Source organism: Ruegeria sp. CDSA141 (assembly GCF_059612005.1).
Genome location: NZ_JBXWPT010000003.1, coordinates 240,581 through 266,133, shown reverse-complemented (window position 1 = coordinate 266,133; position 25,553 = coordinate 240,581). Strand labels below are relative to the sequence as shown.

The window sequence follows — 25,553 nt, the reverse complement described above, 5'->3', positions numbered from 1 at the left end:
GTTCTAGTCCCACATCCCGGCCAGCGCATTTGGCAACTGGTCAAAGGTTTCGATAGTGCAAGAGGCAGCGGTCAAAGCCGATCGGCCATGATAGCCCCAGGTTACGCCGATGCCACGAACTCCGGCAGCCGCAGCCATATCCATGTCATAGCTCGTATCGCCGATCATCACTGCACAGGCCGGATCGACCCCGGTTTCCGCCAATGCGGTCTGCACCATGGACGGATGCGGCTTTGAAGGGTGGTGATCCGCGACTTGCCGGGTCACGAAATACGCTTCCAACTCGTGCGCTTCGATCAGCGCGTCCAACCCGCGCTGCGACTTGCCGGTTGCCACGCCAAGAAGCACGTCGGGCACGGCGTACAATGCTTCAATTGCCTCTCTTGCGTCGGGGTACAGCGGCGAACTTGCCGCGCCCAAGTCAAGCCGATGGGCTCGATAAGCCTCTTTGTATCCTTCGACCAGATCGTTCTGGACCGAAAGAGGCTGTTCCGGCACCAACCGCGCGATAGCGTGCGGCAGCGACAAGCCGACAATGGACAGGATCGCCTCACGCGTCGGAACCGGCACGGACACGGCCTGAAAGCTGGTGGTCATGGAGTGAACAATGCTGCCCTGACTGTCGACCAGGGTACCATCGACGTCGAACAGGACCAGCCGCAAGGGTGCGCTCATTGCAGCTCCTCAAACGGGTCGTCAGCCGCCAGATCTTCGCTCCATCCGAACGTATCCCAGCTGTGTTTCATATGCTCGGGCAGGGGCGCCGTCACCGTCACCGGTTTCCGCGTCATCGGATGCAGGAAGGACAGCCGCCGTGCGTGCAAATGCAGCTTTTTGCTGATGACCCCGCCCAGTTGCGCGCCCCATCCGTCGCCAAGGTTTTCCTGACCCGAACCGCCGTATTTTCCGTCGCCTATGATCGGATGCCCGATTGCGGCCATATGAGCCCGCAATTGGTGCGTACGTCCGGTGATCGGCTCCATCGCCACCCATGCAGCGCGGCTGGCAACCCGATAGAGAGTTGCGTAATGCGTATGCGCGCGTTTCGCGCCCGGAGTGCTGTCAATTTCGCTCATATGCACGGGGATCATCTTTTCACCCTCACCGTGCTTTCCATGACCCGGCGCTTTGACAAGGCCGGTTTTGATCTCACCCAGGTACGGTGTCGGAACACCGGCAACCAGCGCCCAGTAGATCTTGCGCGTATCACGATGACGGAAGGCGGCCGTAAGACCCTTGGCGGCCTCCCGCGTGCGGGCCAGCAGCAAAACACCTGACGTGTCCTTGTCCAATCTATGGACCAGCCGAGGGTTCTCGTCATAGCCGAACCGCAATGCTTCGGACAGGCTGTCAACATGTCGCGTCTGCCCGCTACCGCCTTGCACCGGCAAGCCATGCGGCTTGTTCAGGGCCAGAATGTGATCGTCACGATAGATCACGCAGGACTGGATCATCCTGGCATCCGCATCCGAGATACGATGCTTGACGTCAGCCGGTTTGTGATCGGCATCCGGAAGGGGCGGCACGCGAACCATCTGCCCTACCTCTAGTCGGGTCGAGGCCTTGGCGCGGCTTCCGTCAACACGCAATTCTCCCTTGCGGCACATTTTTTCAATGCGGCCCTGGCTGACATGCGGAAACAGGCGGCGCAGCCAACGGTCTACACGCTGGTCCCCATCCCCTTCAGCGACTGTAATCATCTGTACGCCACTCATGCCATTACCCCTTGTTCCGCGCGGGTGATCCGCCCGGATTGCGTGTTTACCCGTGTCCCAGAAATCATGGGCGTCTGTCGCGCGCAACGCAGCAAGAGTCAAGGTATCTGGCTGTGGTTCTCAGATGTTCGAGAAGTTGCCGTGTCGCCCTGCTCCATCCCGAAACCGGCCAGCCCCAGCGGTACCTTCTCGGCGAATGGCGTCCAACCCGTTGGCCCATTCGATCTTCAGCGCGTCCCGAACCGGCATTCCATGTGTTTCAATGATTGATCGGCGGTCTGCACGAACGGCCTCGTGTGGGAAACGGGCTATTTCATGGGCCATTTTTTCGGCTGCACTGCGTGCTGTGCCATGTGAGACGACCTTTTCCGCCAGCCCAATCCTGCAACACTCTTCAGCTTGGACCTTGCGCCCAGTCAGAGCAATCTCCAACGCCTTGCCCTGCCCCACCAGACGCGGCAACCTGACCGAGCCACCATCCATCAGGGTAATCCCCCAATGGCGGCAAAAAACACCCAAGTAAGCCGTTTCCGCCATGACCCGGATATCGCACCACAAGGCGAGCTCCATTCCTCCGGCCACTGCCGCGCCCTCAATCGCGCCAATGACGGGCTTCGAAAGCTCCAGCCGCGAAGGCCCCATGGGCCCCAGCGTTGAAGGGGCCGACCCGATGGGGAAGCTGTGTTTGTCGAAATATGCTTCGCGTCGCTCGGGATCGGCCAGCGATGCGGCAAGTTTCAGATCCCACCCTGCACAGAAATTGCCACCTTTGCCCCAGAATACCGCAGCCTTGGCCGAACTGGCCTCAAAACTCAGAAATGCCTCAACCAGAGCCTCGGCATGTTCCGTATCAACGGCATTCCGCGCATCCGGCCTGTCGTGAATGACGGTCCAGACACTTTCGGATTTTTCGATTGAAACCGGCATACCAAGCCCTCCCCTGCAAGCGTTGACCCGAGGGAAGCGTCCAATTTCAATCCTGTCGCCTGTGACGCTGCGGAAGGTCCACTACTGACCCTGCGTAACTAGCTGTTCCGCTGCGTCCGCAACTTAGCAAAGTAATCGAGGCGCTTCTTCAACTCACGCTCAAACCCACGTTCGACCGGTTGATACAGAACCGGGCGTTTCATTGTCTCGGGGAAGTAGTCCTGACCGGAAAACCCGTCCTCGGCATCATGGTCATAGGCATAGCCTGCACCATATCCCTGATCCTTCATCAAAGAGGTCGGCGCGTTCAGGATATGCTTGGGCGGTGGCTCGCTGCCGGATTGCTTGGCCAATCGCATTGCCGCCTTGTAGCCGACATAGGCGCCGTTGGATTTTGGCGCCAGGGCTAGATAGACCAGCGCCTGAGCAAGCGCCAACTCTCCTTCCGGGGAACCCAGACGTTCGTAGGTTTCCCACGATTGCAAGCAAATGGCCTGCGCCTGTGGATCGGCCAAGCCTATATCCTCGACGGCCATGCGTGTGATTCTGCGTGCAAGATACCTTGGGTCCTCGCCCCCGGTCAGCATGCGCGCAAACCAATACAAAGCCGCATCCGGGTCAGAGCCGCGCACCGATTTGTGCAGGGCCGAGATCAGGTTGTAATGCTCATCACCAGACTTGTCGTACTTCGCAGCCCGCCGCATCAATCGCGTCGACAGCGCATCGGGGCCCAGCGGCGCATCCACCTTCCACGCCGAAACCTGTTCGATCAGGTTCAGCAAAGCCCGACCATCGCCATCGGCCATCTCCTGCAACGCATCGCGTGCGGCAGGCGTCAATGGCAACGCACGGTTCAGCTCTTTTTCGGCCCGCTGGGTCAGACGCTCCAGATCGGCAAGGCTGAGCCGTTCCAGCACCAGCACCTGCGACCGGCTGAGTACAGCGGCATTCAGTTCAAAGGACGGGTTCTCGGTCGTTGCGCCGACCAACAGGATGGTGCCGTCTTCCATATGGGGCAGAAACCCGTCTTGCTGTGCCTTGTTGAAGCGGTGGATCTCGTCCACGAACAACAACGTGCCCTGCCCGTTCTGGCGGCGGATTTTGGCGGACTCGAAGACTTTCTTCAGATCCGGCACACCGGTAAAGATCGCACTGATCTGAACGAAGTGCAGATCGGTTTCCTGTGCCAACAGCCGTGCAATCGTCGTCTTTCCAACTCCGGGTGGGCCCCAGAAGATCAGGCTGGATAAACTACCTGCCGCCAGCATAACACCCAGCGGGGCTTCGGGGCCCAGCACCTGTTCCTGCCCGATCACCTCGGCCAGGGATCGAGGCCGCAACCGGTCAGCCAGAGGCCGGTGTGGGGAAGCGGCAGGTTCTGCCGGCCCGGTATCGAACAGATCACTCACAGGTCACAACCGGAACCGCAAAGAAACGGACCGCCCCCCGCGCAGCAGACCTATCTGCACGCGACGGCCCGGGTCGGTCAGCGCCGTCTCAACGTCCCGAGGGCGCTGGATTTCTTCAGAATTGATGCTTTCAAGAATATCACCGGATCGCAAACCCGCCCTTGCGCCGTACGGACCGGGATCCACCACGACGACACCGGTCTGCGACAGCAACAAACCCATCTTGGTGATCATGACAGGATTGACCCGAGATACCACCAAGCCCGGAAGAACGGTTCTGTCATTCAACGTCGTTTCTTCGGCGGCCGGAACATCGGGGGCTTTGATAAGGGCCACCTCAACACCTTCACTTTGCGCGCCGCGCAAACGGGTCAGAACCGAGGTTCCACCAACCCCGGCGACCGACATCCGAAACTTCATCTCGGCCGGCGAGTTTACCTCATCCCCGTCCACATGCGTTACCACATCTCCCACTCTGAGCCCCGCGTCGCGCAGCGGGCTGAGTTCATGCAGGTCAGAGATCACAACGCCCAACGGGATGGCCAGACCAAGGGATTCCGCGATATCTGCGCTCATGTGTTGACCCGAAATTCCCGCCCACGGGCTGACGAAACTGTCATTCCCCTGCTGCGCCTGCTTCAGGAATTGCGCCACCAGATTGGCAGGGATAGCAAAGCCGATGCCATTTGATCCACCCGATCGGGTCAGAATGGAAGTATTGATCCCGATAAGATGGCCATTCACATCGATCAGCGCCCCACCGGAGTTACCCGGGTTGATTGCAGCATCTGTCTGAATGAAATACCCGCGGCTATTCCCGGTTGCCGTGCCCGTGCGCGCCAGCCCCGAGATGATGCCGGACGACACCGTCTGCCCCACCCCGAATGGGTTTCCGATGGCCAGGGCCAGCTCTCCGACTTCGACCTGATCGGAATCGCGAAAGGTCAGGTAAGGCAGGTCTTCGGCCCCTTCCAGACGCAGGATCGCGATATCGCTTTCCTCGTGACCCAGCACAACCTCAGCCGAAAACTCGCGCCGGTCCGTCGTGACAACCCGGATCTCGGTCGCGGACCCGACCACGTGATAGTTGGAAACAACGTACCCATCGTCAGACAGAATAACCCCAGAACCCAGCGAGTTTTGAACTCTCTGACGGGGTTCTTCAAAACCCCGGCCAAAGAAGTCCTGAAAGAACGGATCCGAAAAAAACGGGCTTGCCCGGTCCTGCCGGACGATCTTGGCATAGATGTTCACAACCGCTGGTGAGGCCTGTTTTACGACCGGTGCGAATCCCAGCGAAATCTCAGCCTGTGACTGCGGAACTGTCGTTTCGGCCATACCTTGCGTAGCGCAGGTCAAAGCAACAAGGGTCAGCATTGCGCGGATCATGGTGGCTCCGTTTTTTTGTGATTGGCCCAGATATGCTGACACGCAATCTGAATTGCAAGTCGGCGCTCCAGTAGGTCCCGTAACATGTCCCGGAAAGCCAGAACGAAAAAACCTCCGTCCGGTTTCCCGAACGGAGGTTCGTACCTGACCATGTGTCAGATCTTATTCTTCGGCAGCCTCTTCGGCGGCAACGCGTGCCTTGTCGGCCGCGCCCTTGGCGTCCAGATCGCGGTCAACGAATTCGATGATCGCCATCGGGGCCATGTCACCATAGCGGAAGCCAGCCTTCAAAATGCGGACATAACCGCCCTGACGCTCGGCGTAGCGAGGGCCCAGAACCTCGAACAGCTTGGCGACGTCTTTGTCTTCTTTCAGCTGCGATGCGGCCTGACGGCGGGCGTGCAGATCGCCGCGTTTGCCCAGAGTGACCAGCTTTTCGATGATCGGGCGCAGTTCTTTTGCCTTGGGCAGAGTTGTCTTGATCTGCTCATGTTCAATGAGAGAGCCAGCCATGTTCGCAAACAGAGCCTTGCGGTGCTCATGAGTACGGTTCAGGCGGCGGTAACCACGTGCGTGACGCATTTTCTAGTTCCTTCTTCAGCGTTTTGCTTTGTCTGGCCGGCGATGCGTGTCACCGGCTCTCCTTGGGGCGGATCTGCCCATTTTGTCCCCGGAAACCCGGGCATTTGGGAAGACGCGTTTAGAACGCGTCTTCGAATTTCTTTGCCAGATCTTCGATGTTGTCGGGCGGCCAGTCCTCGACATCCATACCGAGGTGCAGACCCATACCGGACAGCACTTCCTTGATCTCGTTCAGCGACTTGCGGCCGAAGTTCGGGGTGCGCAGCATCTCGGCTTCGGTCTTCTGGATCAGGTCGCCGATGTAAACGATGTTGTCGTTCTTCAGGCAGTTTGCCGAACGGACCGACAGTTCCAGCTCGTCCACCTTCTTCAGAAGCAGCGGGTTGAATTCCAGACCATCGTCTTCGTCCTGACGGCTTGCCGATTCCGGCTCGTCGAAGTTGACGAAGATCGACAGCTGATCCTGCAGGATACGAGCGGCAAAAGCCAGCGCGTCTTCCGGCGTGATCGAACCATCGGTTTCAATCTTCAGGGTCAGCTTGTCATAGTCCAGAACCTGACCTTCACGGGTCGGCTGAACGTCGTAGGCAACCTTCTTGACCGGCGAATAGATCGCGTCGATCGGGATCAGGCCGATAGGTGCATCTTCCGGCTTGTTCTTCTCAGCCGAGACATACCCTTTGCCGGTGTTGACGGTCAGTTCCATGAACAGGTCTGCGCCATCGTCCAGGTGGCAGATGACGTGATCGCGGTTCAGAACCTCGATGCCGGCGCTCTCGCTGATGTCGCCGGCGGTGACGACTGCGGGGCCTTTGGCATTGATCGACAGGCGCTTGGGGCCTTCGACCTCCATGCGCAAGGCAACCTGCTTGAGGTTCAGGATGATGTCGGTGACGTCTTCACGAACGCCTGCCACGCTCGAAAACTCGTGCAGGACGTTGTCGATCTGGACGCTGGTGATGGCCGCACCTTGCAGCGAGCTCATCAGGACGCGGCGCAGGGCGTTGCCCAGAGTCAGACCAAAGCCACGCTCCAGCGGTTCAGCAACCAGGGTGGCCTGACGTGCAGGATCATTACCCGGCTTGGCTTCCAGCTGGGTCGGCTTGATCAATTCTGCCCAATTCTTGTGGATCATGTAATCCCTCCATTCCTGTCCGCGCCCCATGACCAACAAGGTGCAGACGCCCGAGGTTCAAAATGACGTGCTGGGGCCGTGCGTACACACAGCCCCAGCTCAATTCCAAATCGCTTAGACGCGACGACGCTTCGGCGGGCGGCAACCGTTGTGAGCAATCGGTGTCACATCTCGGATCGATGTGATGTTGAAGCCCACTGCAGCCAACGCGCGCAGTGCCGATTCACGGCCCGAACCGGGCCCCTGAACTTCGACTTCGAGCGTTTTGACGCCGTGATCCTGCGCCTTCTTGCCTGCGTCTTCTGCAGCCATCTGAGCGGCGTAGGGTGTCGATTTACGCGACCCTTTGAAACCCATGGTCCCGGCAGAGGACCATGCAATGGCGTTGCCCTGCACGTCCGAAATCAGGATCTTGGTGTTGTTAAAGGTCGAGTTCACATGGGCAACGCCCGATGCGATGTTCTTGCGCTCTTTGCGCTTAACGCGAGTCTTGTCACGTGCCATCAGTCAGACCCTCCCTTATTTCTTCTTACCAGCAATGGCCTTTGCGGGGCCTTTGCGGGTACGAGCATTGGTGTGGGTACGCTGACCGCGAACCGGCAGGTTGCGGCGGTGACGCAGACCGCGATAGCAGCCCAGGTCCATCAGGCGCTTCACGTTCATCTGAACTTCACGACGCAGGTCACCTTCGACGGTGAAGTTTGCGTCGATGTGCTCGCGGATGGCCAGAACTTCGGCGTCGGACAATTCATTGACGCGACGGTGCGCTTCAATACCTACGGCTTCGCAGATCGCTTTGGCCGAGGTGTTTCCGATACCGGTGATATATGTGAGGGCGATAGGTACCCGCTTTGCAGTCGGGATGTTTACGCCGGCAATACGTGCCACGTGTCACTTTCCTTTTTGTTGCGGTTCCGTAACTCCGGAACCTTTTTTCACAACACCTGACCGTGGCAGTGACGCCAGAGGGTCCAGTATTATTCGAGGTGGTCGGGGCGCAAGCGACGAATCCCTCACGCGATCTTGATTCCCTTTAGGGATGGGGGTCGATATGGGCTTTTAAGCTTGGCGTCAAGTCCATATCAATCCGGCCAGCAAACCTTCTCTCTGACATACTGATCGAAGATGAAATGAATGCTGGTTTGGTCGTTACAAAAATCCATATGGGTATTCAGGCCACCCAGTACTCATCACGGCTAATCCACACAGTACAATGCCCCCAAGAAGGCCAACCAGAATTACGGCAGAAGCCTTGTTGTAGGCATTCTAGAACACCAAAAACCTGACGTTCAGCCCAAGATGGCTTCGATCGAAGCGGTGACTTCCTTGATATCCGCCAGCCCGTTCACCGGACGCAGATCACCCTTGGCGTAGTAATACCCAATCAGCGGCGACGTCTTCTTGTAATATTCCATCAAACGCGTGCGGAGGCTTTCCTCGTTGTCGTCGGCGCGACGCACGAAGTCGTTTTCCTTGCCGCAATTGGTGCACTTTCCATCAGCCGGGATCGGCTTGGTCTTGTCGTTGTAGACCTCACCACATCCGCCGCAGGTCGAGCGTGCGGTGATCCGATCCACCAGGGCGTCATCGTCTACGCGCATCTCGATCACAGTGTGCAGCGACTGGCCCAGCTTGGTCAGCAAAGCTGCCAATGCATCGGCTTGTGCCAATGTGCGCGGGAAACCGTCAAAGATGAAGCCAGCACCTTTTTCGGTGGTCAGTTTCTCTTCGATCAGACCGATGACGATCTCATCGGTGACAAGCTTGCCCGCGTCCATGATCGCTGCAACCTTCTTGCCCATCTCTGTGCCGCTGGTCCGCGCCTCGCGCAGCATGTCACCCGTGCTCAGTTGGATCATACCGCGGGTTTCAACCAGGTGACGCGCCTGCGTTCCCTTGCCTGCCCCCGGGGGGCCCAGAAGAATGATGTTCATCGACGAGCAGCTCCCTTTCTGCCGCGTTTCTTGCCTTTGCCACGCAGTTGGGACTTTTCGATAAGCCCTTCGTATTGATGCGCAAGCAGATGGCTCTGAACCTGCTGGATCGTGTCCATGGTCACAGAGACGATAATCAGAACCGAGGTGCCACCGAAATAGAACGGAATGGCGAACTGGCCGCGCAGGATCTCGGGCAGCAGGCAGACCGCCGCCAGATAGCCCGAACCCAGCACCAGAACGCGGTTAACCACATACTCCAGATACTCGGCGGTTTTCTTGCCGGGCCGGATACCGGGCACAAATCCGTTCTGCTTTTTCAGGTTGTCCGCCACATCGTCCGGTTTGAACGACACGTTGAACGTATAGAAATACGCAAAGAACACGATCATCGACGCAAAGAACAGCAGGTAAAGCGGCTGTCCGGGGCCGAAATTGGCCAGCAGCCAAGACATGATCGGTCCGTTCGCCGCACCTGAAGAGAAGGTCGAGATCGTGACCGGCAGCAGAAGCAGCGAGCTGGCGAAGATCGCCGGAATGACACCCGCAGGGTTGACCTTGACCGGCAGGTGGCTTGAGCCGCCTTCGTAAATTTTCATACCGGCCTGACGGCGCGGATACTGAATGTGGATCTTGCGCAATGCACGTTCCATGAACACCACGAAGGTGATGACAGCGATCACCATGACGATCACGCCAACGATGACGGCAGGGCTGATTGCACCGCTGCGTCCGCTTGCAAAGAACTGCGCCAGAGCGGCCGGAACCTCGGCAATGATACCCACGAAGATAATAAGGGAGATGCCGTTGCCGATACCGCGTGCGGTGATTTGCTCACCCAGCCACATCAGGAACATGGTGCCGCCAACCAGCGTTATCATGGTCGACATCCGGAAATAGAGACCCGGATCGGTCGCCAGATCGCCCGATTCCAGCGAAACGGCTAAACCATAGGCCTGAACGGTGGCCAGCGCCACGGTGCCGAACCGGGTGTACTGGTTAATCTTCTTGCGCCCTTGCTCGCCCTCTTTCTTGAGTTGCTCGAGCGCGGGAACCATCGATGTCAGCAGCTGAACGATGATCGAGGCCGAGATATAGGGCATGATGCCGAGGGCAAAGATACCCATCCGCCCCAGCGCCCCACCGGTGAACATCGAAATCATGCCGCCGATGCCCTGCCCCGCCTGCTCCATGAATTCGCGCAATGCTGCTCCGTCGATCCCCGGCACCGGAATGAAGGTGCCCAGACGATAGACGATCAGCAAACCCAGCGTGAACAGGATGCGGTTGCGCAGATCGGTGGCTTTGCCTAAAGCAGCCCAGCTTGTGTTGGCTGCCATTTGTTCTGCTGCTGATACCATAAATCGGTCTCTCTTATGCAAACGCCGCCCGGAACCGTTTTCCGGCTCGGACGGCGTCTTGGAAAACTCTGAGGTCTATGTAAGCGGGTCTTTGCCCGCTCACAAGCGATTACTCTGCCGCAGCAGCTTTTGTGACCTTCAGTGAACCGCCCGCTTTCTCAACTGCCTCGACAGCAGATTTCGAAGCACCGGTCACTTCCAGGTTCATCTTGGCGCTGATTTCGCCTTTGGCCAGAACGCGGATACCGTCCAGCTTGCGACGGACCAGACCGGACGCAACCAGAGCGTCTTCGGTGATCGCAGCCGTAGCGTCCAGTTTGCCGGCTTCGACGAATTTCTGGATCAGCCCCAGGTTGACAACGGCGAATTCCTTTCGGTTCGGCTTGTTGAAGCCACGCTTGGGAAGACGCTGGTACAAGGGCATCTGACCGCCTTCATAGCCATTGATGGCTACACCCGAACGGGATTTCTGGCCTTTGATTCCACGGCCACCCATTTTACCTTTGCCGGAACCCGGACCACGACCGACGCGCGTGCGTTTCGTTGAGGCGCCGGGATTGTCGCGCAATTCATTCAGTTTCATTTCGCTTCTCCTAAGCCGGATATGACCCCGAAGCGTGATGGGCCAAACACGGCATTTCTTGGTTTTGATTCTCGTGGCGGAATGCCACCGCAGGCGTATAGGCCCGATAACCACACTTGACAAGCCTGTAGATTGCCATCCGCCTTGCGATGTCGGCAGAGGGTCCCGAACCAGGCTGTCTAAGTGATACAGAAAGGGCACCCCAGCCCGCTTCTGACCGAAAATTGACTGCGAAACATAGCAACTTTGTCAAAAACCTCTTGCCATGCCGGGGTGGTAGTCTATCCGGTTGCCTGCAAACACTAGACTGGCAGGCGTATGACTGAACCCTCTCTCTCGCTCCGGGATAAGCCGGAGACTACCGCTGCACGCGACTGGGTAACGACGCTTGCCAAATATCGCGAACCGGACCAGCTGCGCAGCTTCTTCGAGTTGGGTGTCAGTATTATCCCCTTCTTCGCGTTATGGGGTTTGTCCTGGATGTCGCTGTCAGTCAGCTATTGGCTGGCCTTTGCGATTTCCGTCCTCAACGCGGCCTTCCTGTTGCGACTGTTCGCCATTCAGCATGATTGCGGGCACGGCGCGTTCTTCAAGAATCGAACCATCAGTGACTGGATCGGGCGTGGAATCGGAGTTCTGACGCTGACGCCTTATGACGTCTGGCGCCGCACCCATTCCACACATCACAACAGTTCCGGCAATCTGGGCAAGCGCGGGATGGGCGATATCCACACCCTGACCGTGGCCGAGTATCAGGCCAAAACACCGATGAACAGGTTCTGGTACCGCGTGTATCGAAACCCGATTACCCTGTTCGTGCTTGGCCCTGGCTATCTGTTCCTGTTTCAAAACCGCCTTCCGCTGGGCCTGACAGACAGCGTCAGGTTCTGGGTCAGCGCGATGGCCACCAATCTTGCCATTCTGGTTGCACTCGTGGCCATCTACTATTTTGGCGGGCTGATGCCGATGTTGCTGATCTTCCTGCCCTCGACCCTGATTGCCGCTACGGCCGGAGTTTGGCTGTTCTACGTACAACACCAGTTCGAGGGCACACATTGGGAATCCGATGAAGACTGGCAACTACACGAAGCGGCGTTGCACGGAAGTTCACACTACATCCTGCCCTCGGTGTTGCAGTGGTTCAGCGCCAATATCGGCATCCACCATGTACACCACCTCTACAGCCGTATTCCGTTCTACCGCCTGACCGAAGTGCTGCGCGATCATGATGAGCTGGCGAACAGCAACCGGATGACAATCCGCGAAAGCCTCGCCAACGCGCGCCTGCATCTGTGGGACGAGCAGAGCCGCCGCCTGTTGTCCTTCGCCGAGGCACGAGCACTTTACGGGTAAAGGGCGCGTTCAGCGAGGCTGAGCGCAACCAAAACCTCGCAAACGGTGCACTCATGACTCGCACCCAAGGTGCAGTCGTACGTCTCTAGGCGAAACGCGGCTACTCACTTTCTCCAAATCGAATATTTGACTACTTGCTTCCGGCCGTTATCCTCCATGTGAATTAGTCTGGGGGGACAGATGCGTTTTCACGTTGTTTTTTCACTGGCCGTAACTGCCGCAACACTTCTTCATGCTCAGGATCAGCCGATAGTGCATGACGGTGAGTACCAGTTTCTCAGGGCTCAGTTCGGCGACCGATGGGACGCCCAAGATGCCGATTTGAGCGCAAAGCTGGCAGATATTCGATCCGCCAACAACGACCGCCCTCCGAACATTGTCTATATTCTGATTGACGACGTGAGTTTCGGCCTGATGGGCAATCGAGCGCTGAATTACGTGGCTGGATTTGACACCCCGGAGATCAACGATTTTGCATCAGAAAGCCTGTCGTTGATGCGAATGTATACAGAGCCATCATGTACCCCTACGCGAACTGCATTCCTGACAGGTCGACACCCTGTTCGTGCAGGCCAGGAAGAAGTTAAGGTTGCATTGGTTGGCGAAGGTCTGTCGGCGGACGAAGTGACTCTGGCAGAGATCCTAAAGAAAGCGGGATATAACACCGCCCATGTTGGCAAGTGGCATCAGGGGGACATTGAGCAATCGTTCCCGCATAATCAGGGGTTTGATCAGGCGTTCTTTCCCGTTCATCAGCAAGTGCAGTTGAGCTTGATGACTCCCGAAGCCGCGGCAGCGACCAACCTGAATGGTTGGCACCGGTCCACACAATCTGGTCAGTTTGCCATCGACGAGTTGTTCAAACCTTACGGGCTTGTAACGGGCCTGGAAGCTGAAGAAGGAGGTTTGGCCCGTGAAGTCGATCTTGCTCCGGGTGAAGAATGGACGCAGGCGCATTACGAACGGATGAACGAACGCTACCAAGCTCAGGCGATGGAGCAGCTTGAAAGGCTTTCACAGGAAGACGCTCCGTTCTTTCTTCAATACTGGCCATTGTACCCGCTGAACTTCACCTATTCCGAACAGCAAACCAGCCGGAATGGCGGCTTCATGGCGGACAAGATGGAAGTTGTGGATGCATGGATAGGAGAGTTGCTGTCCAGGATTGATGACTTGGGCGTGTCCGAAAACACGCTTGTCGTCCTGATGGCGGACAACGGGATTTTCAAGCAGTATTCCCCGGATTCAGGAATGATGGAACTGATCTATCGGGGCGGAAAAGCTGAACATCTTGAGGGAGGCGTGCGCGTCGATGCTTTTGTCAGATGGCCGGCCGCAATCGAAGCGGGCAGCTATGCCGGTGATATTATTCATGTCTCAGACCTGTACACCACGCTTGCCCGGATCGCGGGCGGCAGTGAACATATCCCGCGTGATCGGGTAATTGACGGGATCGACCAGACGGCCTTGCTATTGGAGGGCGAAGGGAATTCACGGCGAGACTATGTCTATATCTACGAAGGCCCTGTTTTGCGTTCGATTGTTAAGCAGGAATTCAAGATGCACATGCCGCCGCCGGGTGTGCCCGGCGCCGCAGCCCCGGTTTTCAATATACTGCGTGACCCTCGTGAATCCACGCCGGACATCGGCGGCTCACTCTGGTCCGGTGCGTCCTTTCAGGACATGATGAAGAGGCACCAGAAGATGATCGAAAAGTACCCTCACCTGCCACTGGGCAAAGGTGTGCCCTACGGAGGGATCGAGAATCTGCGCCCGGAAAGTGAAAAGGCCCGCGAAGTGTTTTCGAGCTGGCAGTGAGAGTGGTTTAGTACTTTCGGTCAGTCGGTTCGACGGAAAGACATCAAGAAAGCCCATATGCCCCTGAAAGAGGGTAAAACCATCGACATGTCCACTTGTCTCAGGCCACCCCGTCTTGGGCACGACCTGTCCAATTGCAAACAGCACCGCGACCAGCGTGGCTGCGGGAAAAGGGCGTGACCTTCTGATTGAGAGAGCCTGGGGCAGCATTAATGCCAAGCCGCACAGCAGCCGTGATAATCAAGAGTGGCCGCTCAATCCGTTTGTCACTGCTGGGCAAGGCAGCAACGCGGTAGAAGAATCTTCGGCCCCGGGAATGCGGGCACTGTGGACATCGCTCGTGCCGTGACCAGATCACGGGCCTGGATAACGGATTCTGATTTCCGTTTGTATGCTCCGACCCAAAAAACACATCATATAGAAAGCACTCAAAACGATGGCCAAACCCGTCGGCGGAATCTTGTACAAACCGGACAATTGACCCGCAAACCCTTGCACAAATCCAACAAAATCTCTTGTCACAGTCTCGACCCGATGCCATATGAAAAGAGCTTACGTTTATCTATTCGACCTACTGTCTCCTTCATCGGCAGTCAGTCTATCGATACAGACCGACGACGCCAGGCTGCCGCAACTCCGTGGGCAGCACTAATATAGGAGACACGGATATGCCTACAGGCACCGTAAAATGGTTCAATACCACTAAAGGCTTCGGCTTCATCGCACCGGATGAGGGCGGCAAAGATGTATTCGTACACATCTCGGCCGTTGAACGTTCGGGCCTGACCGGCCTGGCCGACAACCAGAAAGTCACGTACGAGCTGCGTGCCGGTCGTGACGGCCGCGAAAGCGCCGACAGCATCCAGCTGGCCTAAGCTTGATATCGGGTGAGGGGATCCCCCTCGCCCTCTTCCCGCCGCGACCTCCGGTGGCAGGCAGGACACATCACGTCCACGTGATGTCTGCCCTAGAATTGACCAAATATCATATCATGATGAAACTGGTACTCAGGTTTTGTTGGTCATTCGATGAGGGTTTCGATGTTTACACGCCGTATTTTTTTGGCTGGGGCTGCGGCCAGCATGTTGCCGGGTATCGCCAGCGCGAAAAAAGCGGTCGAGTATGATCCGACACCGCAATTCGTGCGCATCAAAAAGCAGTTTGTGCCCGGTCAGCTGCTGGTCGCCCCCCGCTCGTTCTATCTTTACTACGTGACTGAACCTCGCAAAGCGATCCGCTATGGCTGCGGTGTCGGCAAGGCCGGGCTGGAGTTTACCGGCACAGCTACCATCGATGTGAAAAAGGAATGGCCGACCTGGCGTCCGACCAATGAAATGATCGAACGTGATCCCGTCGCTTACGCAAAATTCAAGGACAATGACTATGTCCAACCCGGAGGCGGAGACAACCCACTGGGCGCGCGGGCGCTGTATCTGTTCCAGAACGGTGTCGATACCTATTTCCGTATCCACGGCACGACACAGCCGCAAACCATCGGTCGGGCAGTGTCCAACGGTTGCATTCGAATGCTGAACGAGCATGTGATCGATTTATACAGCCGGGTCCCAATCGGAACTGTCGTTACAGTCGTCTGATCGTCCCTGGGTGGGCGCTTATCTTTCTCCACCGGCTTGATCAACAAGCTTCAGCACGGACGGGCCCAGAGATTCAACGATCTTTGCCACCCCATCCGCGTTTGGATGTATTCCGTCAGGCTGCATGAACTGTGATACCGCACCGGGGTCACCCCCTGCTGCAAGCCCTTCAAAGAAACCAGCGGCGAAGAGGACGTCGAACTCGTTCGCCAAGTCAGGGTACATCCCGTCGAAAGCTTGCTTGTAATCGGCCCCGTAGTTACCCGGAGCCTGCATGCCGATCAGCAGAACCGGTACATTCGCGTCACGCGCCACGTCCAGGATCCTGCGCAGATTGGCCTTCGAGACGGCTGGATCGATCCCACGCAACACGTCATTACCGCCAAAGGCAACAATCATACCGTCCACATCCGGGGTCAGGGTCCAATCCACGCGCGCGGCCCCGCCCGCTGTGGTATCGCCCGAAACGCCGGCGTTGATCACCCTGACATCCGCCCCCTGCGCGTGCAGCCAACGGTCAAGCTGCGGAACAAACCCGCTCTCCTCCACCAGCCCATAGCCCTGAGTCAGCGAGTCTCCCAAAGCCGCAATCACCACTTGTTCGGCTGTGGCCGCAAAACCGCACCACGTGAAAAGGCCTGCCATCAAAGCCTTGCGCAATGTAGTGATCGCTCCATATCCCAAAAGACCGCTCCTTTTTCGGGTAGACCCATGACGACTGCTGTTCTTGCCCTCCAAAATGCCGCTTTGTCACTGGATGGCAATGCCGGGCGGGTCGATATTCTGCATGACATTTCATTGACAGTGAACAAGGGCGAGACGCTGGGGCTTATCGGGCCTTCGGGCTCGGGCAAGTCTTCGCTGCTGATGTTGATGGGAGGGTTGGAACAGGCCACGCGCGGTCAGGTCGTCGCTCTGGGTCAGGACCTGACCGGAATGGATGAGGACGCACTGGCCCGGTTTCGACGCGACAGTATGGGGGTGGTGTTTCAGAACTTCCATCTGATCCCGACAATGACGGCACTTGAAAACGTGGCGACCCCACTGGAACTGGCGGGGCACAAGGATGCGTTCGACCGGGCCGGGAATGAGCTGGAAGCCGTGGGCCTGTCGCATCGTCGTGATCATTATCCGGCGCAACTTTCGGGCGGTGAACAACAACGTGTTGCCTTGGCGCGAGCATCTGCGCCACGTCCCAAAATCCTGTTGGCTGATGAACCGACCGGGAATCTGGACGAAACGAATGGCGCCGCGATTGTTGATCTGCTGTTTGGTTTACGCCGGAAATTCGATGCGACCCTGGTTCTGGTGACACACAGCCTTTCGTTGGCAGAAAGATGTGATCGGGTCGTTCGGTTGCGCGACGGCAGGATCACCGAAGAGACCCGGCAGGAGGCTGCGGAATGAGGCTGCGGATGGCCGGGCGGCTCGCGCGTCGCGAGTTGCGCGGTGGCCTGCGCGGTTTTCGGATATTGCTTGCCTGTCTGGCGCTGGGGGTCGCAGCAATTGCCGCCGTCGGATCGGTCCGTACGGCCATCCAGACGGGGCTGGCACAAGAAGGAGCATCGCTGCTGGGCGGCGATGCCGAACTTGAGTTCACCTATCGTTTTGCCGACCATGCCGAGCGCGCCTGGATGCAACAGACGTCCGCGCGAGTTTCCGAGATTGTCGATTTCCGCTCGATGGCCGTTGTGCCAGGCGCTACAGGTCCGGAACGTGCGCTGACTCAGGTCAAATCGGTCGACAATGCATACCCACTCATTGGAACGGTTCGGCTGGAACCCGACATCCTGCTACAAGACGCCCTGAACGGCAGTCCCGACTTACCCGGGGCCGTGATGGAACCCGCGCTGATAGACCGGCTTGGGGTGTCCATCGGTGATCGATTTGCGCTTGGTACGCAAGAGTTCATCCTGACAGCGGCCTTGCTGAACGAGCCCGATAGCGCGGCGGATGGATTTGGCCTTGGGCCGCGCACTCTGGTACGAACCGAGGCGTTGCAGGCGTCCGGTCTGCTGGAACCCGGAACGCTGTTTTCGACAAAATACAGGATGATCTTGCCCCAGAACGCAAACCTTTCGGATGTATCCGCAAAGGCTGATGCGGCATTCGAAGGCACCGGGATGCGCTGGACGGATGCGCGCAACGGTGCCCCCGGGATATCCGAGTTCGTCAATCGCCTGAGTGCTTTTCTGGTCCTTGTCGGGCTGTCCGGGCTTGCCGTCGGCGGCATCGGCGTGTCTGCTGCCGTGCGTGCTTATCTGACGCAGAAGACGGAAACCGTTGCGACGCTGCGCACCTTGGGGGCCGATCGCGCCACCATTTTTCAAACCTACATGATTCAAATTGGCGTGCTGTCTGTCATCGGGATCGTGATCGGCCTGACCCTGGGTGGATTGGCACCGCTTGTTCTGGCCCCACTGCTGGAAAGCCAATTGCCAGTTCCCGCAGTGTTTTCCCTGTATCCACAGCCGCTGGTTGAGGCAGCAATTTACGGTCTGCTTACAGCGTTCCTGTTCACCCTTTGGCCTTTGGCCCGAACCGAGGATGTGCGCGCCGCGACGTTGTTTCGCGACGCATTAAGCTCGGCCCGCCCTTTTCCGCGGCTTGTTTTTGTCCTGGCGACAGGAGTTGGGTTGTCGTTGCTGATCGCCCTTGCTTCATGGTTCAGCAGCTCAACCCGGCTCACCCTCTGGACCAGTGGCGGGCTCGTTGGCGCACTGGCGCTGTTGAGCCTCGCCGCTTATGCCGTTCGCAAACTGGCCCGGGCGAGTGCTCCGTTGGCCCGCGGCCGACCCACACTCAGATGGGCATTGTCCGCCATCTCAGACCCGCGCGAAGGCGCAGGGTCTGTGGTTCTGTCATTGGGGCTGGGCTTGTCAGTGCTGGCTGCGGTCGGGCAGATCGACGGTACCCTGCGAAACGCTATTTCGGGCAACCTGCCGGATGTCGCGCCTTCGTATTTCTTTGTAGACATCCAGAAGGATCAAATGCCCGGCTTCACCGAGCGCCTGCAAAGCGACCCCGCAGTCAGCCGCATTGAAAGCGCACCGATGTTGCGCGGGATCATCACGCAGATCAACGGCCGGCCCGCTCGGGACGTGGCCGGAGATCACTGGGTGCTGGAAGGGGATCGCGGCGTGACCTATTCGGTTCAACCTCCGCCGAACGCACGCCTGACCGCAGGGAAATGGTGGGCTGAAAACTACGCGGGTACGCCTCAGGTCAGTTTTGCCGCAGAAGAAGCTGAAGAGATGGGTCTGAACCTGGGCGACCAGCTGACCGTCAATATCCTGGGGCGTGACATCACGGCAGAACTGACGTCCCTGCGCGAGGTGGATTTCTCCACGGCGGGAATGGGCTTTGTCATGTCGATGAACCCGTCTGCGCTGGCTGGTGCGCCGCACAGCTTTATCGCGACAGTCTATGCCGAAGAACAGGCGGAGGCGGCCATCCTGCGGGATCTTGCAGGCCAGTTCCCCAATATCACGGCCATTCGGGTGCGCGACGCCATTGACCGTGTATCGGGCCTGTTGGCAGGCATCGCCGCAGCAACCTCGTATGGCGCAGGAGTATCTCTGCTGACCGGATTTCTGGTGCTGATCGGCGCAGCGGCGGCGGGCGAACCTGCCCGCAGATACGAAGCCGCAATCCTCAAGACACTAGGTGCAGACCGCGGCCATATTCTGCGCAGCTTTGGCCTGCGATCTGTTCTGCTTGGGGCCGCCGCGGGTAGCGTCGCGCTGTTCGTTGGTATTCTGGGCGGCTGGGCCGTCGCCACCTACATCTTCGACACAGAGTTCACGGTCATCTGGTCATCGGCCTTCGGCATCGTTCTGGCCGGGATAGGCGTCACGTTATGTGCAGGACTGGCATTTGCCCTGCATCCACTTTCGGTGCGTCCGGCACGCATATTGCGCGCGAGCGATTGAAATCAGCGCACGCAGGCCACAGGCTGCAAGAGCCTCAGCAGCGGATCATTGTCACATACCAACGCATCCAGGGTAACATCGTCCAGGGACGCATAGAACACCTCTGCCGCATCCTGAAGCGCAAGCCTCAACCGGCAGGCATCCGTGAGCGGGCACGTGTTGTCAGCGTCGGCGAAACACTCGGCAATGGGCAAAGCGCCTTCAACATGCCGGAATACCGCACCTATGCGTATCTGGTCCGCCGGGCGCGCCAGCGACATTCCACCGTTACGACCGCGCTGCGTGCTCAGATAATTCAGCTGGCTCAACTGATTGATCACCTGCGCCAGATGGTTTTCCGAAATGTTGCACACTTCGGCGATTTCGGATTTCGTGACCAGCCTGTCCGGGTGAGCTGCGCAATACATCAACAGGCGCACAGCGATATTCGTCCGTTTGGTAATCCGCATGAGGGCCTCCCTAAACTCAAGATGCAACCTTATTGCATGTCCGGGAAAAAAGCGGTTTGACATACATCAATCGACCGAAAGGACACTTCTCGGATGGCCGACCCCTATTTCTTTGGCTATGGCAGCCTTGTGAACCTCGCGACGCATGAATTTCCCGATCCGCGCCCCGCGCGACTGAAAGGTTGGCGGCGGGCCTGGAGGCACACTGATCTGCGCCCCGTGGCATTTCTGACTGCTGTGCCCGACCCCGTGTCTGAGATCGACGGCATGATTGCGCATGTGCCAAAAAATGACTGGGCCGCGCTGGATGAGCGGGAATGGGCGTATGACCGAATTCCTGCAACGCATTCGGTTTCGCATCCCCTGACTCACGATGTCGAAATAGCTGTCTACGCCGTCCCGCAAGATCGGCACAGCCAGCCCAGCAATCACCACCCGTTGCTGCTCAGCTATATCGATGTTGTCGTGCAGGGTTACTTGCGGGCCTTCGGCGAGGACGGCGCGGATCGATTCTTTGAGACGACAACCGGCTGGGACGCCCCGATCCTGAATGATCGCGCCGAACCGCGTTATCCACGCCACCAGCAACTCAAACCTGTCGAGCGTGATTTTGTCGATGACCGCCTGACCAGTTTGTCGGTTCGGATTGAGCAACCGGCTTGACGAAAAAGAGCCACGCCGATGACGTGGCCCATAACTGTCGTGTACCACAGCGTTAGCCGCGCGCGCGGATCACCTGCAGCAGCGGCATCAAAGCAGCCATTTCCGGGCCGCGCTCCATGCCGGTCAGCGCTTTGCGCAATGGCATGAACAGGCCTTTGCCTTTGCGACCGGTTGCCTCTTTCACGGCTTTGGTCCAGGTGCTCCAGGTCTCGCCGTCGAACGGACCCTCGGGCAGCAAAGCCATCGCCTCGGCAATGAATTCCTGATCTTCTTCGGCGATCAAGGGATCGGCCCCGTCACGGCACAGCTCCCACCAGCCCTTGAGATCGGCCAGGGTGGTGATGTTCTCACGGGCCATGGCCCAGAAAGGTTCCGCCAATTCATCGGGAACACCGGCATCCGCAACGGCACCGGCCACATCGACCAGCGGCAGCGATTGCAAATACCTGGCGGTCAGCGGGAACAGGTCCTGTACATCGAACTTGGTCGGCGCGGCGCCAAATCGGTTCACATCGAACCCGTCGATCAGCTCTTCCATTTCCGAGCGCAGCTCGACCGGATCCGACGAGCCCAGACGCGCCATCAGGCTCAGCAACGCCATTGGCTGCACACCCTGTTCACGAAGATCGCGCAAGGCCAGCGTGCCCAGCCGTTTCGACAATGCCTCACCCTGCGGACCTGTCAGCAGAGAGTGGTGGGCAAAACGCGGACAACGCCCGCCCAACGCCTTGATGATCTGGATCTGCGTCGCCGTGTTGGTCACATGGTCTGAACCACGTACAACATCAGTTACGCCCATTTCAGTATCATCCACAACCGACGCAATCGTATAGAGAACCTGACCATCGCCACGGATCAGAACCGGATCGGAAACCGACGCCGCATCAATCGAGATGTCGCCAAGAATGCCGTCATTCCATTCGATACGTTCATGATCCAGCTTGAAGCGCCAGACGCCGTTGCCACGTTCGGCGCGCAAGGCTTCTTTCTCGGCCTCCGACAGGTTCAGCGCAGCGCGGTCATAGACCGGCGGCTTGCCCATGTTCAGTTGTTTCTTGCGCTTCAGATCCAGTTCGGTCGGCGTTTCGAATGCCTCGTACAAACGGCCCATCGCGCGCAGCTTATCGGCCGCCTCGGCATAGCGATCCAGACGGTCCGACTGACGCTCGACCCGGTCCCAATGCAAACCCAGCCATTCCAGGTCCTGCTTGATGGCATCGACATATTCTTCTTTCGACCGCTCAGGGTCGGTATCATCGATGCGCAGGATGAACGTACCGCCTGCTTTGCGGGCAATCAGATAGTTCATAAGGGCGGTGCGCAGGTTGCCCACATGGATGTAACCGGTGGGCGACGGGGCAAAACGGGTGGTTGTCATGGGTGTCTCCTGTTGGCGCGGCTCTTGTCACATGGGGGCGTTTTTGTCCAGCCGCCGCTTGGTCCATCAGGTGATTCAGAAAGGTTTTACCGGCCACACCCTGTTGAGATCGTCCAATCCGGCGCGAATTAGCTCGGACAATACTCCCGTGTCGATATCCGCCAGCTTGTTGACATAAAGACAGGACTTACCCAGTTTGTGCTTTCCCAATCTGGCCACCAGATCTCCAAAATCTGCGTAACCCGGCATGATATAAATCACCAAAGCTGATTTGCGCGGTGAAAAGCCGGTTGCCAGAAAGTCCCCTTCACGACCCGATTTATAGCGATAGTGGTAGCGGCCATACCCGATGATCGACGGTCCCCACATGAGCGGTGTGTACCCGGTGGAGGCGCGAAACAGTTTGTCAAGCTCGTGCGCGTCTTCGGCGCGACGTGCCGGTTGAACCGTTGTCAGGAAATGCTCAACGCTTTGATCCGTCGGAACTGTCTTGTTGTCTGATCGCGCCATGAACAAAATTTAACACGTAATTTTCATCCATGCACCCCATCTGGATGGCGTATAAACTGGCAACAGACTCACGACGCCCTAACTGAACCAATGAAGTCCTGACAGGGAGAACGAAGATGACAATTAAACTCACACGCCGCGCCGCTTTGGGAACTGCTGCCGCCTTGCCGTTTGCAACTGCGGCCGCAACGGTTCTGGCCGCAAGCCCGGAAACCAAAGCAAACTCGACCATCGCCAAGTCATTTCATGTTGGCGACTTCACGGTCACGACCCTGCTGGATGGCAGCTTTCCACGCGACGGAGTCAAAGAGATTTTTGGGGGCGGAGCGTCGGACGAAGAATTCGCCCGGGTTTCTTCTGAGAACTTTATTCCAGCGGACGTCACACAGTTTTTCTTTACCCCCTCGCTGGTCAATACAGGCTCAGAGCTGGTTCTGTTCGATACCGGCCTGGGGCAAGGCGGCATACAGGCCGCTCTGGCAGATGCAGGTGTGACCCCGGATCAGATCGATGTGGTCGTGATAACGCATATGCACCCTGACCATATCGGTGGCATGACGACCGAAGGCACGCCCACCTTCGCCAATGCGCGCTACGTGACGGCGGCTTCGGAATATGATTTTTGGGCTGCGCAGGATGCAGGCAACCGTGTGGGCGATCTGGTCGCTGAAAAAGTCACACCACTGGCCGAGAAAATGACATTTGTCGAAGACGGGGGAGAGGTTGCCGCTGGCATTACCGCGGTTGCCGCTTATGGCCACACACCGGGCCACACGGTTTACCATCTGGAAAGCAACGGGCAACGTCTGGTGCTGACAGCGGATTTGGCCAACCACTATGTCTGGTCTTTCGCGCATCCCGAATGGGAAGTCCGATTCGATATGGACAAGGCCGCAGCAACTGCCGCACGACGCAATGTCCTTGGCATGCTGGCTGCCGACAAGGTGCCTATGGTCGGCTATCACATGCCTTTCCCCGGTGCTGGTTATGTTGAGGCACGCGGAGAAGGCTTCCGCTTTGTCCCGGTCAGCTACCAGATGATGGGCTAAGCTTTCAGTACCCCGGATCCGGTCGCACTTTTGAACCGTCGCTGAACCGCGACAAGCGAAAGGCAGCCGGATCCACGCAAGGCACTGTTTCTGAAACCAGATCAGCCATCAGTCGTCCCGCCCCGGGTCCGATTCCAAAACCATGGCCTGAAAACCCCGTGGCGATGTACATTCCCGGCAGGTCACCCACGCCCGAGATGACCGGAATGGCATCCGGGGTCACATCGATCATACCTGCCCAGCTTTGTACGATCTCGCTTTTTTGCAAAGCGGGATATCCCTTGCACGCGCTGGCCCAGGCGCGTCGCAACGTTTTTTGCGACGGTTCAGGGTCCAGGATCCGGCACCGTTCGAATGGTGTCACATCGGTTGGCAGCCATTTCCGGTTCTGTTTTGCTTCGGCCGTCCAGCGTTTGGACAGGCGAAAGCGCAGAGATTTCCACTCCTGTGCGAAAGCTGGCAGGAACCGCATCGCCAACCGGAAACTGTCCGGCACGATGTCCACAGTATTCTCGTGACCGGACGCAATTGTGTAACCACCATCGGCCCGTTTTCGGATCGCAAAGTCATCCGACCACAACGATGCCTCGGGCCCCTCTGCGATGGGGGATGTGCGCAGCACCGTATTCAGGACCTTCAGCTGCGGCAGTTCGATCCCCGCATTGCCAGCAAACAGGCGCGACCACGCGCCCCCGGCCAGAACGACACTGCTGCTGGCAACTTTGCCGCGTTCCGTGAAAACACCGGCGATACAGCCAGCCTGAACGTCCACACTGCGTACGGCGCAATTCGTCATGATCACAGCGCCCCGATCCTGCGCAGCCCGGGCGATTGCAGGGGCTGTCCATTGTGGTTCAGCACGTCCGTCCTGCGGCATGTACAGCGCGGTTTCAATGCCCGTTTGGTTGCCGTGCAAAAGGTCTGCCAACTCACCGCCCGAAACCATCCGCGCGCCGGTCTGCAAACCCTCCACGTGGTGCAGCCAACGTTCCATGTTCCCCGCATCCCGCTTACCTGATGCGCCAAAAAGGATACCGGACTGGGTATATCCTGTCTTGCGGTCCAGCCGGTGATCCAGCGTCTGCCAGATGCGCAACGATTCTTGCATCAGGGGAATTTCCCTTGGGTCCCGCATCCCAAGACGGACCCACCCCCAGTTGCGAGAGCTTTGTTCGGAGGCAATCTGCCCTTTTTCGCACAAAAGGACCGAGGCGCCCCGCTCTGCAAGTTCCAGCGCGGTTGAAACGCCAATGATACCGCCGCCAATGACCACAACATCAACGGATTTTGGCAGGGCAAGGTCAGATTCTACAGGAGTCGGTTTAGGAGCGGTCATCGATAGGCCTTACTCTGTCGCTTGGACCGTTATGGAGACCAAGAGACAAAGCATAGGCAATACAAACCGTCACCGCGACCAAGCGAATTTTGGCATCTGTGACCCAGACGCCTGAGGCTATGAATGCGGGCTGAAGGTTACGCTGCGCCGGACAGTTCCGCCCATTTCTGGCGCAAGATCGCAGACAACCGTTTTTCTTTCAGTGCCGCTTGTGCAGACACATCTTCCTGTGGAAGCAATTGCGGAAACTCTGGCCGCAACATCGCCACTCTCTGATCTTCCGACTGCCGCTGCTCATTCAACAAATCGGCAATTGCTGAATCCAGCTTCTCTTCATCCAACTCTTGCGGCGAAGATTCCATTGTGCGCCATCTCAAAGGCGCATGAAGCGATCTTTCATAGTCCTCGTACATTTTTACACCAAACCATTCACTC

General features: G+C 58.0%; 26 protein-coding genes. 8 read left to right on the top strand and 18 right to left on the bottom strand.

The features are described from left to right. Positions 1–3 precede the first annotated feature (3 nt). From AC2FLP_RS07800 to rplO, 12 genes are all read right to left on the bottom strand, one after another. Positions 4–675 carry an HAD-IA family hydrolase gene (locus AC2FLP_RS07800; protein ID WP_496682683.1) on the bottom strand — a complete coding sequence of 224 codons (672 nt, stop codon included), beginning with the start codon at positions 673–675 and terminating at the stop codon, positions 4–6. Then, positions 672–1,715 carry an RluA family pseudouridine synthase gene (locus AC2FLP_RS07795; RefSeq protein ID WP_299899016.1) on the bottom strand — a complete coding sequence of 348 codons (1,044 nt, stop codon included), beginning with the start codon at positions 1,713–1,715 and terminating at the stop codon, positions 672–674. Before AC2FLP_RS07795 ends, AC2FLP_RS07800 begins: the two co-directional genes overlap by 4 nt. A gap of 120 nt (positions 1,716–1,835) precedes the next feature. Then, positions 1,836–2,642 carry a crotonase/enoyl-CoA hydratase family protein gene (locus AC2FLP_RS07790; protein WP_496682679.1) on the bottom strand — a complete coding sequence of 269 codons (807 nt, stop codon included), beginning with the start codon at positions 2,640–2,642 and terminating at the stop codon, positions 1,836–1,838. Between the two features lie 98 nt (positions 2,643–2,740). Then, on the bottom strand, positions 2,741–4,051 hold the full coding sequence (locus AC2FLP_RS07785) for a replication-associated recombination protein A (RefSeq protein ID WP_496682677.1): 1,311 nt from the start codon (positions 4,049–4,051) through the stop codon (positions 2,741–2,743). 3 nt (positions 4,052–4,054) lie between these two features. Continuing rightward, complete coding sequence (locus tag AC2FLP_RS07780) at positions 4,055–5,440, bottom strand: trypsin-like peptidase domain-containing protein (RefSeq protein ID WP_299899022.1); 1,386 nt, start codon at positions 5,438–5,440, stop codon at positions 4,055–4,057. A gap of 162 nt (positions 5,441–5,602) precedes the next feature. Further along, positions 5,603–6,022, bottom strand: a complete 420-nt coding sequence (gene rplQ, locus AC2FLP_RS07775) for a 50S ribosomal protein L17 (RefSeq protein WP_117870177.1) — start codon at positions 6,020–6,022, stop codon at positions 5,603–5,605. A 118-nt stretch (positions 6,023–6,140) separates the two neighbouring features. Next, positions 6,141–7,157 carry a DNA-directed RNA polymerase subunit alpha gene (locus AC2FLP_RS07770; RefSeq protein ID WP_117870179.1) on the bottom strand — a complete coding sequence of 339 codons (1,017 nt, stop codon included), beginning with the start codon at positions 7,155–7,157 and terminating at the stop codon, positions 6,141–6,143. Between the two features lie 114 nt (positions 7,158–7,271). Further along, positions 7,272–7,661: a 30S ribosomal protein S11 gene (gene rpsK / locus AC2FLP_RS07765; protein WP_058283499.1), complete on the bottom strand. Its 390-nt coding sequence runs from the start codon at positions 7,659–7,661 to the stop codon at positions 7,272–7,274. Positions 7,662–7,676: 15 nt separating this feature from the next. Continuing rightward, the gene (gene rpsM / locus AC2FLP_RS07760; protein ID WP_008757392.1) at positions 7,677–8,045 is read right to left on the bottom strand and encodes a 30S ribosomal protein S13; all 369 of its coding nucleotides are present in this window, start codon (positions 8,043–8,045) and stop codon (positions 7,677–7,679) included. Between the two features lie 401 nt (positions 8,046–8,446). After that, a complete protein-coding gene (locus tag AC2FLP_RS07755; RefSeq protein WP_117870183.1) occupies positions 8,447–9,091 on the bottom strand; it encodes an adenylate kinase in 645 nt (214 codons plus the stop codon). Continuing rightward, on the bottom strand, positions 9,088–10,452 hold the full coding sequence (gene secY / locus AC2FLP_RS07750) for a preprotein translocase subunit SecY (protein ID WP_117870185.1): 1,365 nt from the start codon (positions 10,450–10,452) through the stop codon (positions 9,088–9,090). Before secY ends, AC2FLP_RS07755 begins: the two co-directional genes overlap by 4 nt. A 109-nt stretch (positions 10,453–10,561) precedes the next feature. Beyond that, positions 10,562–11,035: a 50S ribosomal protein L15 gene (rplO, locus tag AC2FLP_RS07745; protein WP_117870187.1), complete on the bottom strand. Its 474-nt coding sequence runs from the start codon at positions 11,033–11,035 to the stop codon at positions 10,562–10,564. A gap of 318 nt (positions 11,036–11,353) precedes the next feature. Here rplO and AC2FLP_RS07740 point away from each other — a divergent pair, with 318 nt between their 5' ends. The 4 genes from AC2FLP_RS07740 (at position 11,354) to AC2FLP_RS07725 (ending at position 15,801) form a co-directional block, all read left to right on the top strand. After that, positions 11,354–12,388: a fatty acid desaturase gene (locus tag AC2FLP_RS07740; RefSeq protein WP_496682658.1), complete on the top strand. Its 1,035-nt coding sequence runs from the start codon at positions 11,354–11,356 to the stop codon at positions 12,386–12,388. Positions 12,389–12,568: 180 nt separating this feature from the next. Further along, on the top strand, positions 12,569–14,206 hold the full coding sequence (locus AC2FLP_RS07735) for a sulfatase-like hydrolase/transferase (protein ID WP_299899032.1): 1,638 nt from the start codon (positions 12,569–12,571) through the stop codon (positions 14,204–14,206). Between the two features lie 668 nt (positions 14,207–14,874). After that, positions 14,875–15,081, top strand: a complete 207-nt coding sequence (locus tag AC2FLP_RS07730) for a cold-shock protein (RefSeq protein WP_117870195.1) — start codon at positions 14,875–14,877, stop codon at positions 15,079–15,081. Between the two features lie 165 nt (positions 15,082–15,246). Continuing rightward, positions 15,247–15,801 carry a L,D-transpeptidase gene (locus AC2FLP_RS07725; protein WP_299899034.1) on the top strand — a complete coding sequence of 185 codons (555 nt, stop codon included), beginning with the start codon at positions 15,247–15,249 and terminating at the stop codon, positions 15,799–15,801. 18 nt (positions 15,802–15,819) lie between these two features. On the opposite strand, the gene AC2FLP_RS07720 is transcribed toward AC2FLP_RS07725, so the two are convergent. Next, positions 15,820–16,446: an arylesterase gene (locus AC2FLP_RS07720; protein WP_299899036.1), complete on the bottom strand. Its 627-nt coding sequence runs from the start codon at positions 16,444–16,446 to the stop codon at positions 15,820–15,822. Between the two features lie 66 nt (positions 16,447–16,512). On the opposite strand from AC2FLP_RS07720, the gene AC2FLP_RS07715 reads away from it, so the two are divergent. Both AC2FLP_RS07715 and AC2FLP_RS07710 read left to right on the top strand, forming a co-directional pair. Then, on the top strand, positions 16,513–17,208 hold the full coding sequence (locus AC2FLP_RS07715) for an ABC transporter ATP-binding protein (protein ID WP_117870201.1): 696 nt from the start codon (positions 16,513–16,515) through the stop codon (positions 17,206–17,208). Next, on the top strand, positions 17,205–19,733 hold the full coding sequence (locus AC2FLP_RS07710; RefSeq protein ID WP_496682654.1) for an ABC transporter permease: 2,529 nt from the start codon (positions 17,205–17,207) through the stop codon (positions 19,731–19,733). Before AC2FLP_RS07715 ends, AC2FLP_RS07710 begins: the two co-directional genes overlap by 4 nt. Before the next feature lie 2 nt (positions 19,734–19,735). On the opposite strand, the gene AC2FLP_RS07705 is transcribed toward AC2FLP_RS07710, so the two are convergent. Beyond that, entirely contained in the window at positions 19,736–20,182 is a 447-nt protein-coding gene (locus AC2FLP_RS07705) for an RrF2 family transcriptional regulator (RefSeq protein WP_170346430.1), read from the bottom strand. 93 nt (positions 20,183–20,275) lie between these two features. On the opposite strand from AC2FLP_RS07705, the gene AC2FLP_RS07700 reads away from it, so the two are divergent. After that, positions 20,276–20,845, top strand: coding sequence for a gamma-glutamylcyclotransferase family protein (locus tag AC2FLP_RS07700; protein WP_496682652.1), 570 nt, complete (start codon positions 20,276–20,278; stop codon positions 20,843–20,845). Positions 20,846–20,897: 52 nt separating this feature from the next. Here AC2FLP_RS07700 and gltX read toward each other — a convergent pair whose 3' ends face one another. Then, entirely contained in the window at positions 20,898–22,223 is a 1,326-nt protein-coding gene (gene gltX, locus AC2FLP_RS07695) for a glutamate--tRNA ligase (protein ID WP_496682650.1), read from the bottom strand. Between the two features lie 75 nt (positions 22,224–22,298). Then, positions 22,299–22,733 (bottom strand): DUF1801 domain-containing protein, encoded by a 435-nt coding sequence (locus tag AC2FLP_RS07690; RefSeq protein WP_496682648.1) that lies wholly within the window; start codon positions 22,731–22,733, stop codon positions 22,299–22,301. A gap of 116 nt (positions 22,734–22,849) precedes the next feature. On the opposite strand from AC2FLP_RS07690, the gene AC2FLP_RS07685 reads away from it, so the two are divergent. After that, positions 22,850–23,782: an MBL fold metallo-hydrolase gene (locus AC2FLP_RS07685; protein WP_496682645.1), complete on the top strand. Its 933-nt coding sequence runs from the start codon at positions 22,850–22,852 to the stop codon at positions 23,780–23,782. 4 nt (positions 23,783–23,786) lie between these two features. On the opposite strand, the gene AC2FLP_RS07680 is transcribed toward AC2FLP_RS07685, so the two are convergent. Continuing rightward, on the bottom strand, positions 23,787–25,118 hold the full coding sequence (locus AC2FLP_RS07680; protein WP_496682642.1) for an NAD(P)/FAD-dependent oxidoreductase: 1,332 nt from the start codon (positions 25,116–25,118) through the stop codon (positions 23,787–23,789). 137 nt (positions 25,119–25,255) lie between these two features. Beyond that, positions 25,256–25,480, bottom strand: coding sequence for a hypothetical protein (locus tag AC2FLP_RS07675; protein ID WP_496682639.1), 225 nt, complete (start codon positions 25,478–25,480; stop codon positions 25,256–25,258). Positions 25,481–25,553: the final 73 nt, after the last annotated feature.

Excerpts from the sequence above, each read along its gene's own strand:
- AC2FLP_RS07770 (WP_117870179.1), bottom strand. The coding sequence starts at position 7,157 with ATGATCCACAAGAATTGGGCAGAATTGATCAAGCCGACCCAGCTGGAA.
- secY (WP_117870185.1), bottom strand. The coding sequence starts at position 10,452 with ATGGTATCAGCAGCAGAACAAATGGCAGCCAACACAAGCTGGGCTGCT.
- gltX (WP_496682650.1), bottom strand. The coding sequence starts at position 22,223 with ATGACAACCACCCGTTTTGCCCCGTCGCCCACCGGTTACATCCATGTG.
- rplO (WP_117870187.1), bottom strand. The coding sequence starts at position 11,035 with ATGAAACTGAATGAATTGCGCGACAATCCCGGCGCCTCAACGAAACGC.
- AC2FLP_RS07720 (WP_299899036.1), bottom strand. The coding sequence starts at position 16,446 with ATGGCAGGCCTTTTCACGTGGTGCGGTTTTGCGGCCACAGCCGAACAA.
- AC2FLP_RS07715 (WP_117870201.1), top strand. The coding sequence starts at position 16,513 with ATGACGACTGCTGTTCTTGCCCTCCAAAATGCCGCTTTGTCACTGGAT.
- AC2FLP_RS07755 (WP_117870183.1), bottom strand. The coding sequence starts at position 9,091 with ATGAACATCATTCTTCTGGGCCCCCCGGGGGCAGGCAAGGGAACGCAG.
- AC2FLP_RS07725 (WP_299899034.1), top strand. The coding sequence starts at position 15,247 with ATGTTTACACGCCGTATTTTTTTGGCTGGGGCTGCGGCCAGCATGTTG.
- AC2FLP_RS07740 (WP_496682658.1), top strand. The coding sequence starts at position 11,354 with ATGACTGAACCCTCTCTCTCGCTCCGGGATAAGCCGGAGACTACCGCT.
- AC2FLP_RS07780 (WP_299899022.1), bottom strand. The coding sequence starts at position 5,440 with ATGATCCGCGCAATGCTGACCCTTGTTGCTTTGACCTGCGCTACGCAA.
- AC2FLP_RS07700 (WP_496682652.1), top strand. The coding sequence starts at position 20,276 with ATGGCCGACCCCTATTTCTTTGGCTATGGCAGCCTTGTGAACCTCGCG.
- AC2FLP_RS07795 (WP_299899016.1), bottom strand. The coding sequence starts at position 1,715 with ATGAGTGGCGTACAGATGATTACAGTCGCTGAAGGGGATGGGGACCAG.
- rpsK (WP_058283499.1), bottom strand. The coding sequence starts at position 7,661 with ATGGCACGTGACAAGACTCGCGTTAAGCGCAAAGAGCGCAAGAACATC.
- AC2FLP_RS07675 (WP_496682639.1), bottom strand. The coding sequence starts at position 25,480 with ATGGAATCTTCGCCGCAAGAGTTGGATGAAGAGAAGCTGGATTCAGCA.
- AC2FLP_RS07710 (WP_496682654.1), top strand. The coding sequence starts at position 17,205 with ATGAGGCTGCGGATGGCCGGGCGGCTCGCGCGTCGCGAGTTGCGCGGT.
- AC2FLP_RS07735 (WP_299899032.1), top strand. The coding sequence starts at position 12,569 with ATGCGTTTTCACGTTGTTTTTTCACTGGCCGTAACTGCCGCAACACTT.
- AC2FLP_RS07705 (WP_170346430.1), bottom strand. The coding sequence starts at position 20,182 with ATGCGGATTACCAAACGGACGAATATCGCTGTGCGCCTGTTGATGTAT.
- AC2FLP_RS07690 (WP_496682648.1), bottom strand. The coding sequence starts at position 22,733 with ATGGCGCGATCAGACAACAAGACAGTTCCGACGGATCAAAGCGTTGAG.
- AC2FLP_RS07790 (WP_496682679.1), bottom strand. The coding sequence starts at position 2,642 with ATGCCGGTTTCAATCGAAAAATCCGAAAGTGTCTGGACCGTCATTCAC.
- AC2FLP_RS07730 (WP_117870195.1), top strand. The coding sequence starts at position 14,875 with ATGCCTACAGGCACCGTAAAATGGTTCAATACCACTAAAGGCTTCGGC.
- rplQ (WP_117870177.1), bottom strand. The coding sequence starts at position 6,022 with ATGCGTCACGCACGTGGTTACCGCCGCCTGAACCGTACTCATGAGCAC.
- AC2FLP_RS07685 (WP_496682645.1), top strand. The coding sequence starts at position 22,850 with ATGACAATTAAACTCACACGCCGCGCCGCTTTGGGAACTGCTGCCGCC.
- AC2FLP_RS07680 (WP_496682642.1), bottom strand. The coding sequence starts at position 25,118 with ATGACCGCTCCTAAACCGACTCCTGTAGAATCTGACCTTGCCCTGCCA.
- AC2FLP_RS07800 (WP_496682683.1), bottom strand. The coding sequence starts at position 675 with ATGAGCGCACCCTTGCGGCTGGTCCTGTTCGACGTCGATGGTACCCTG.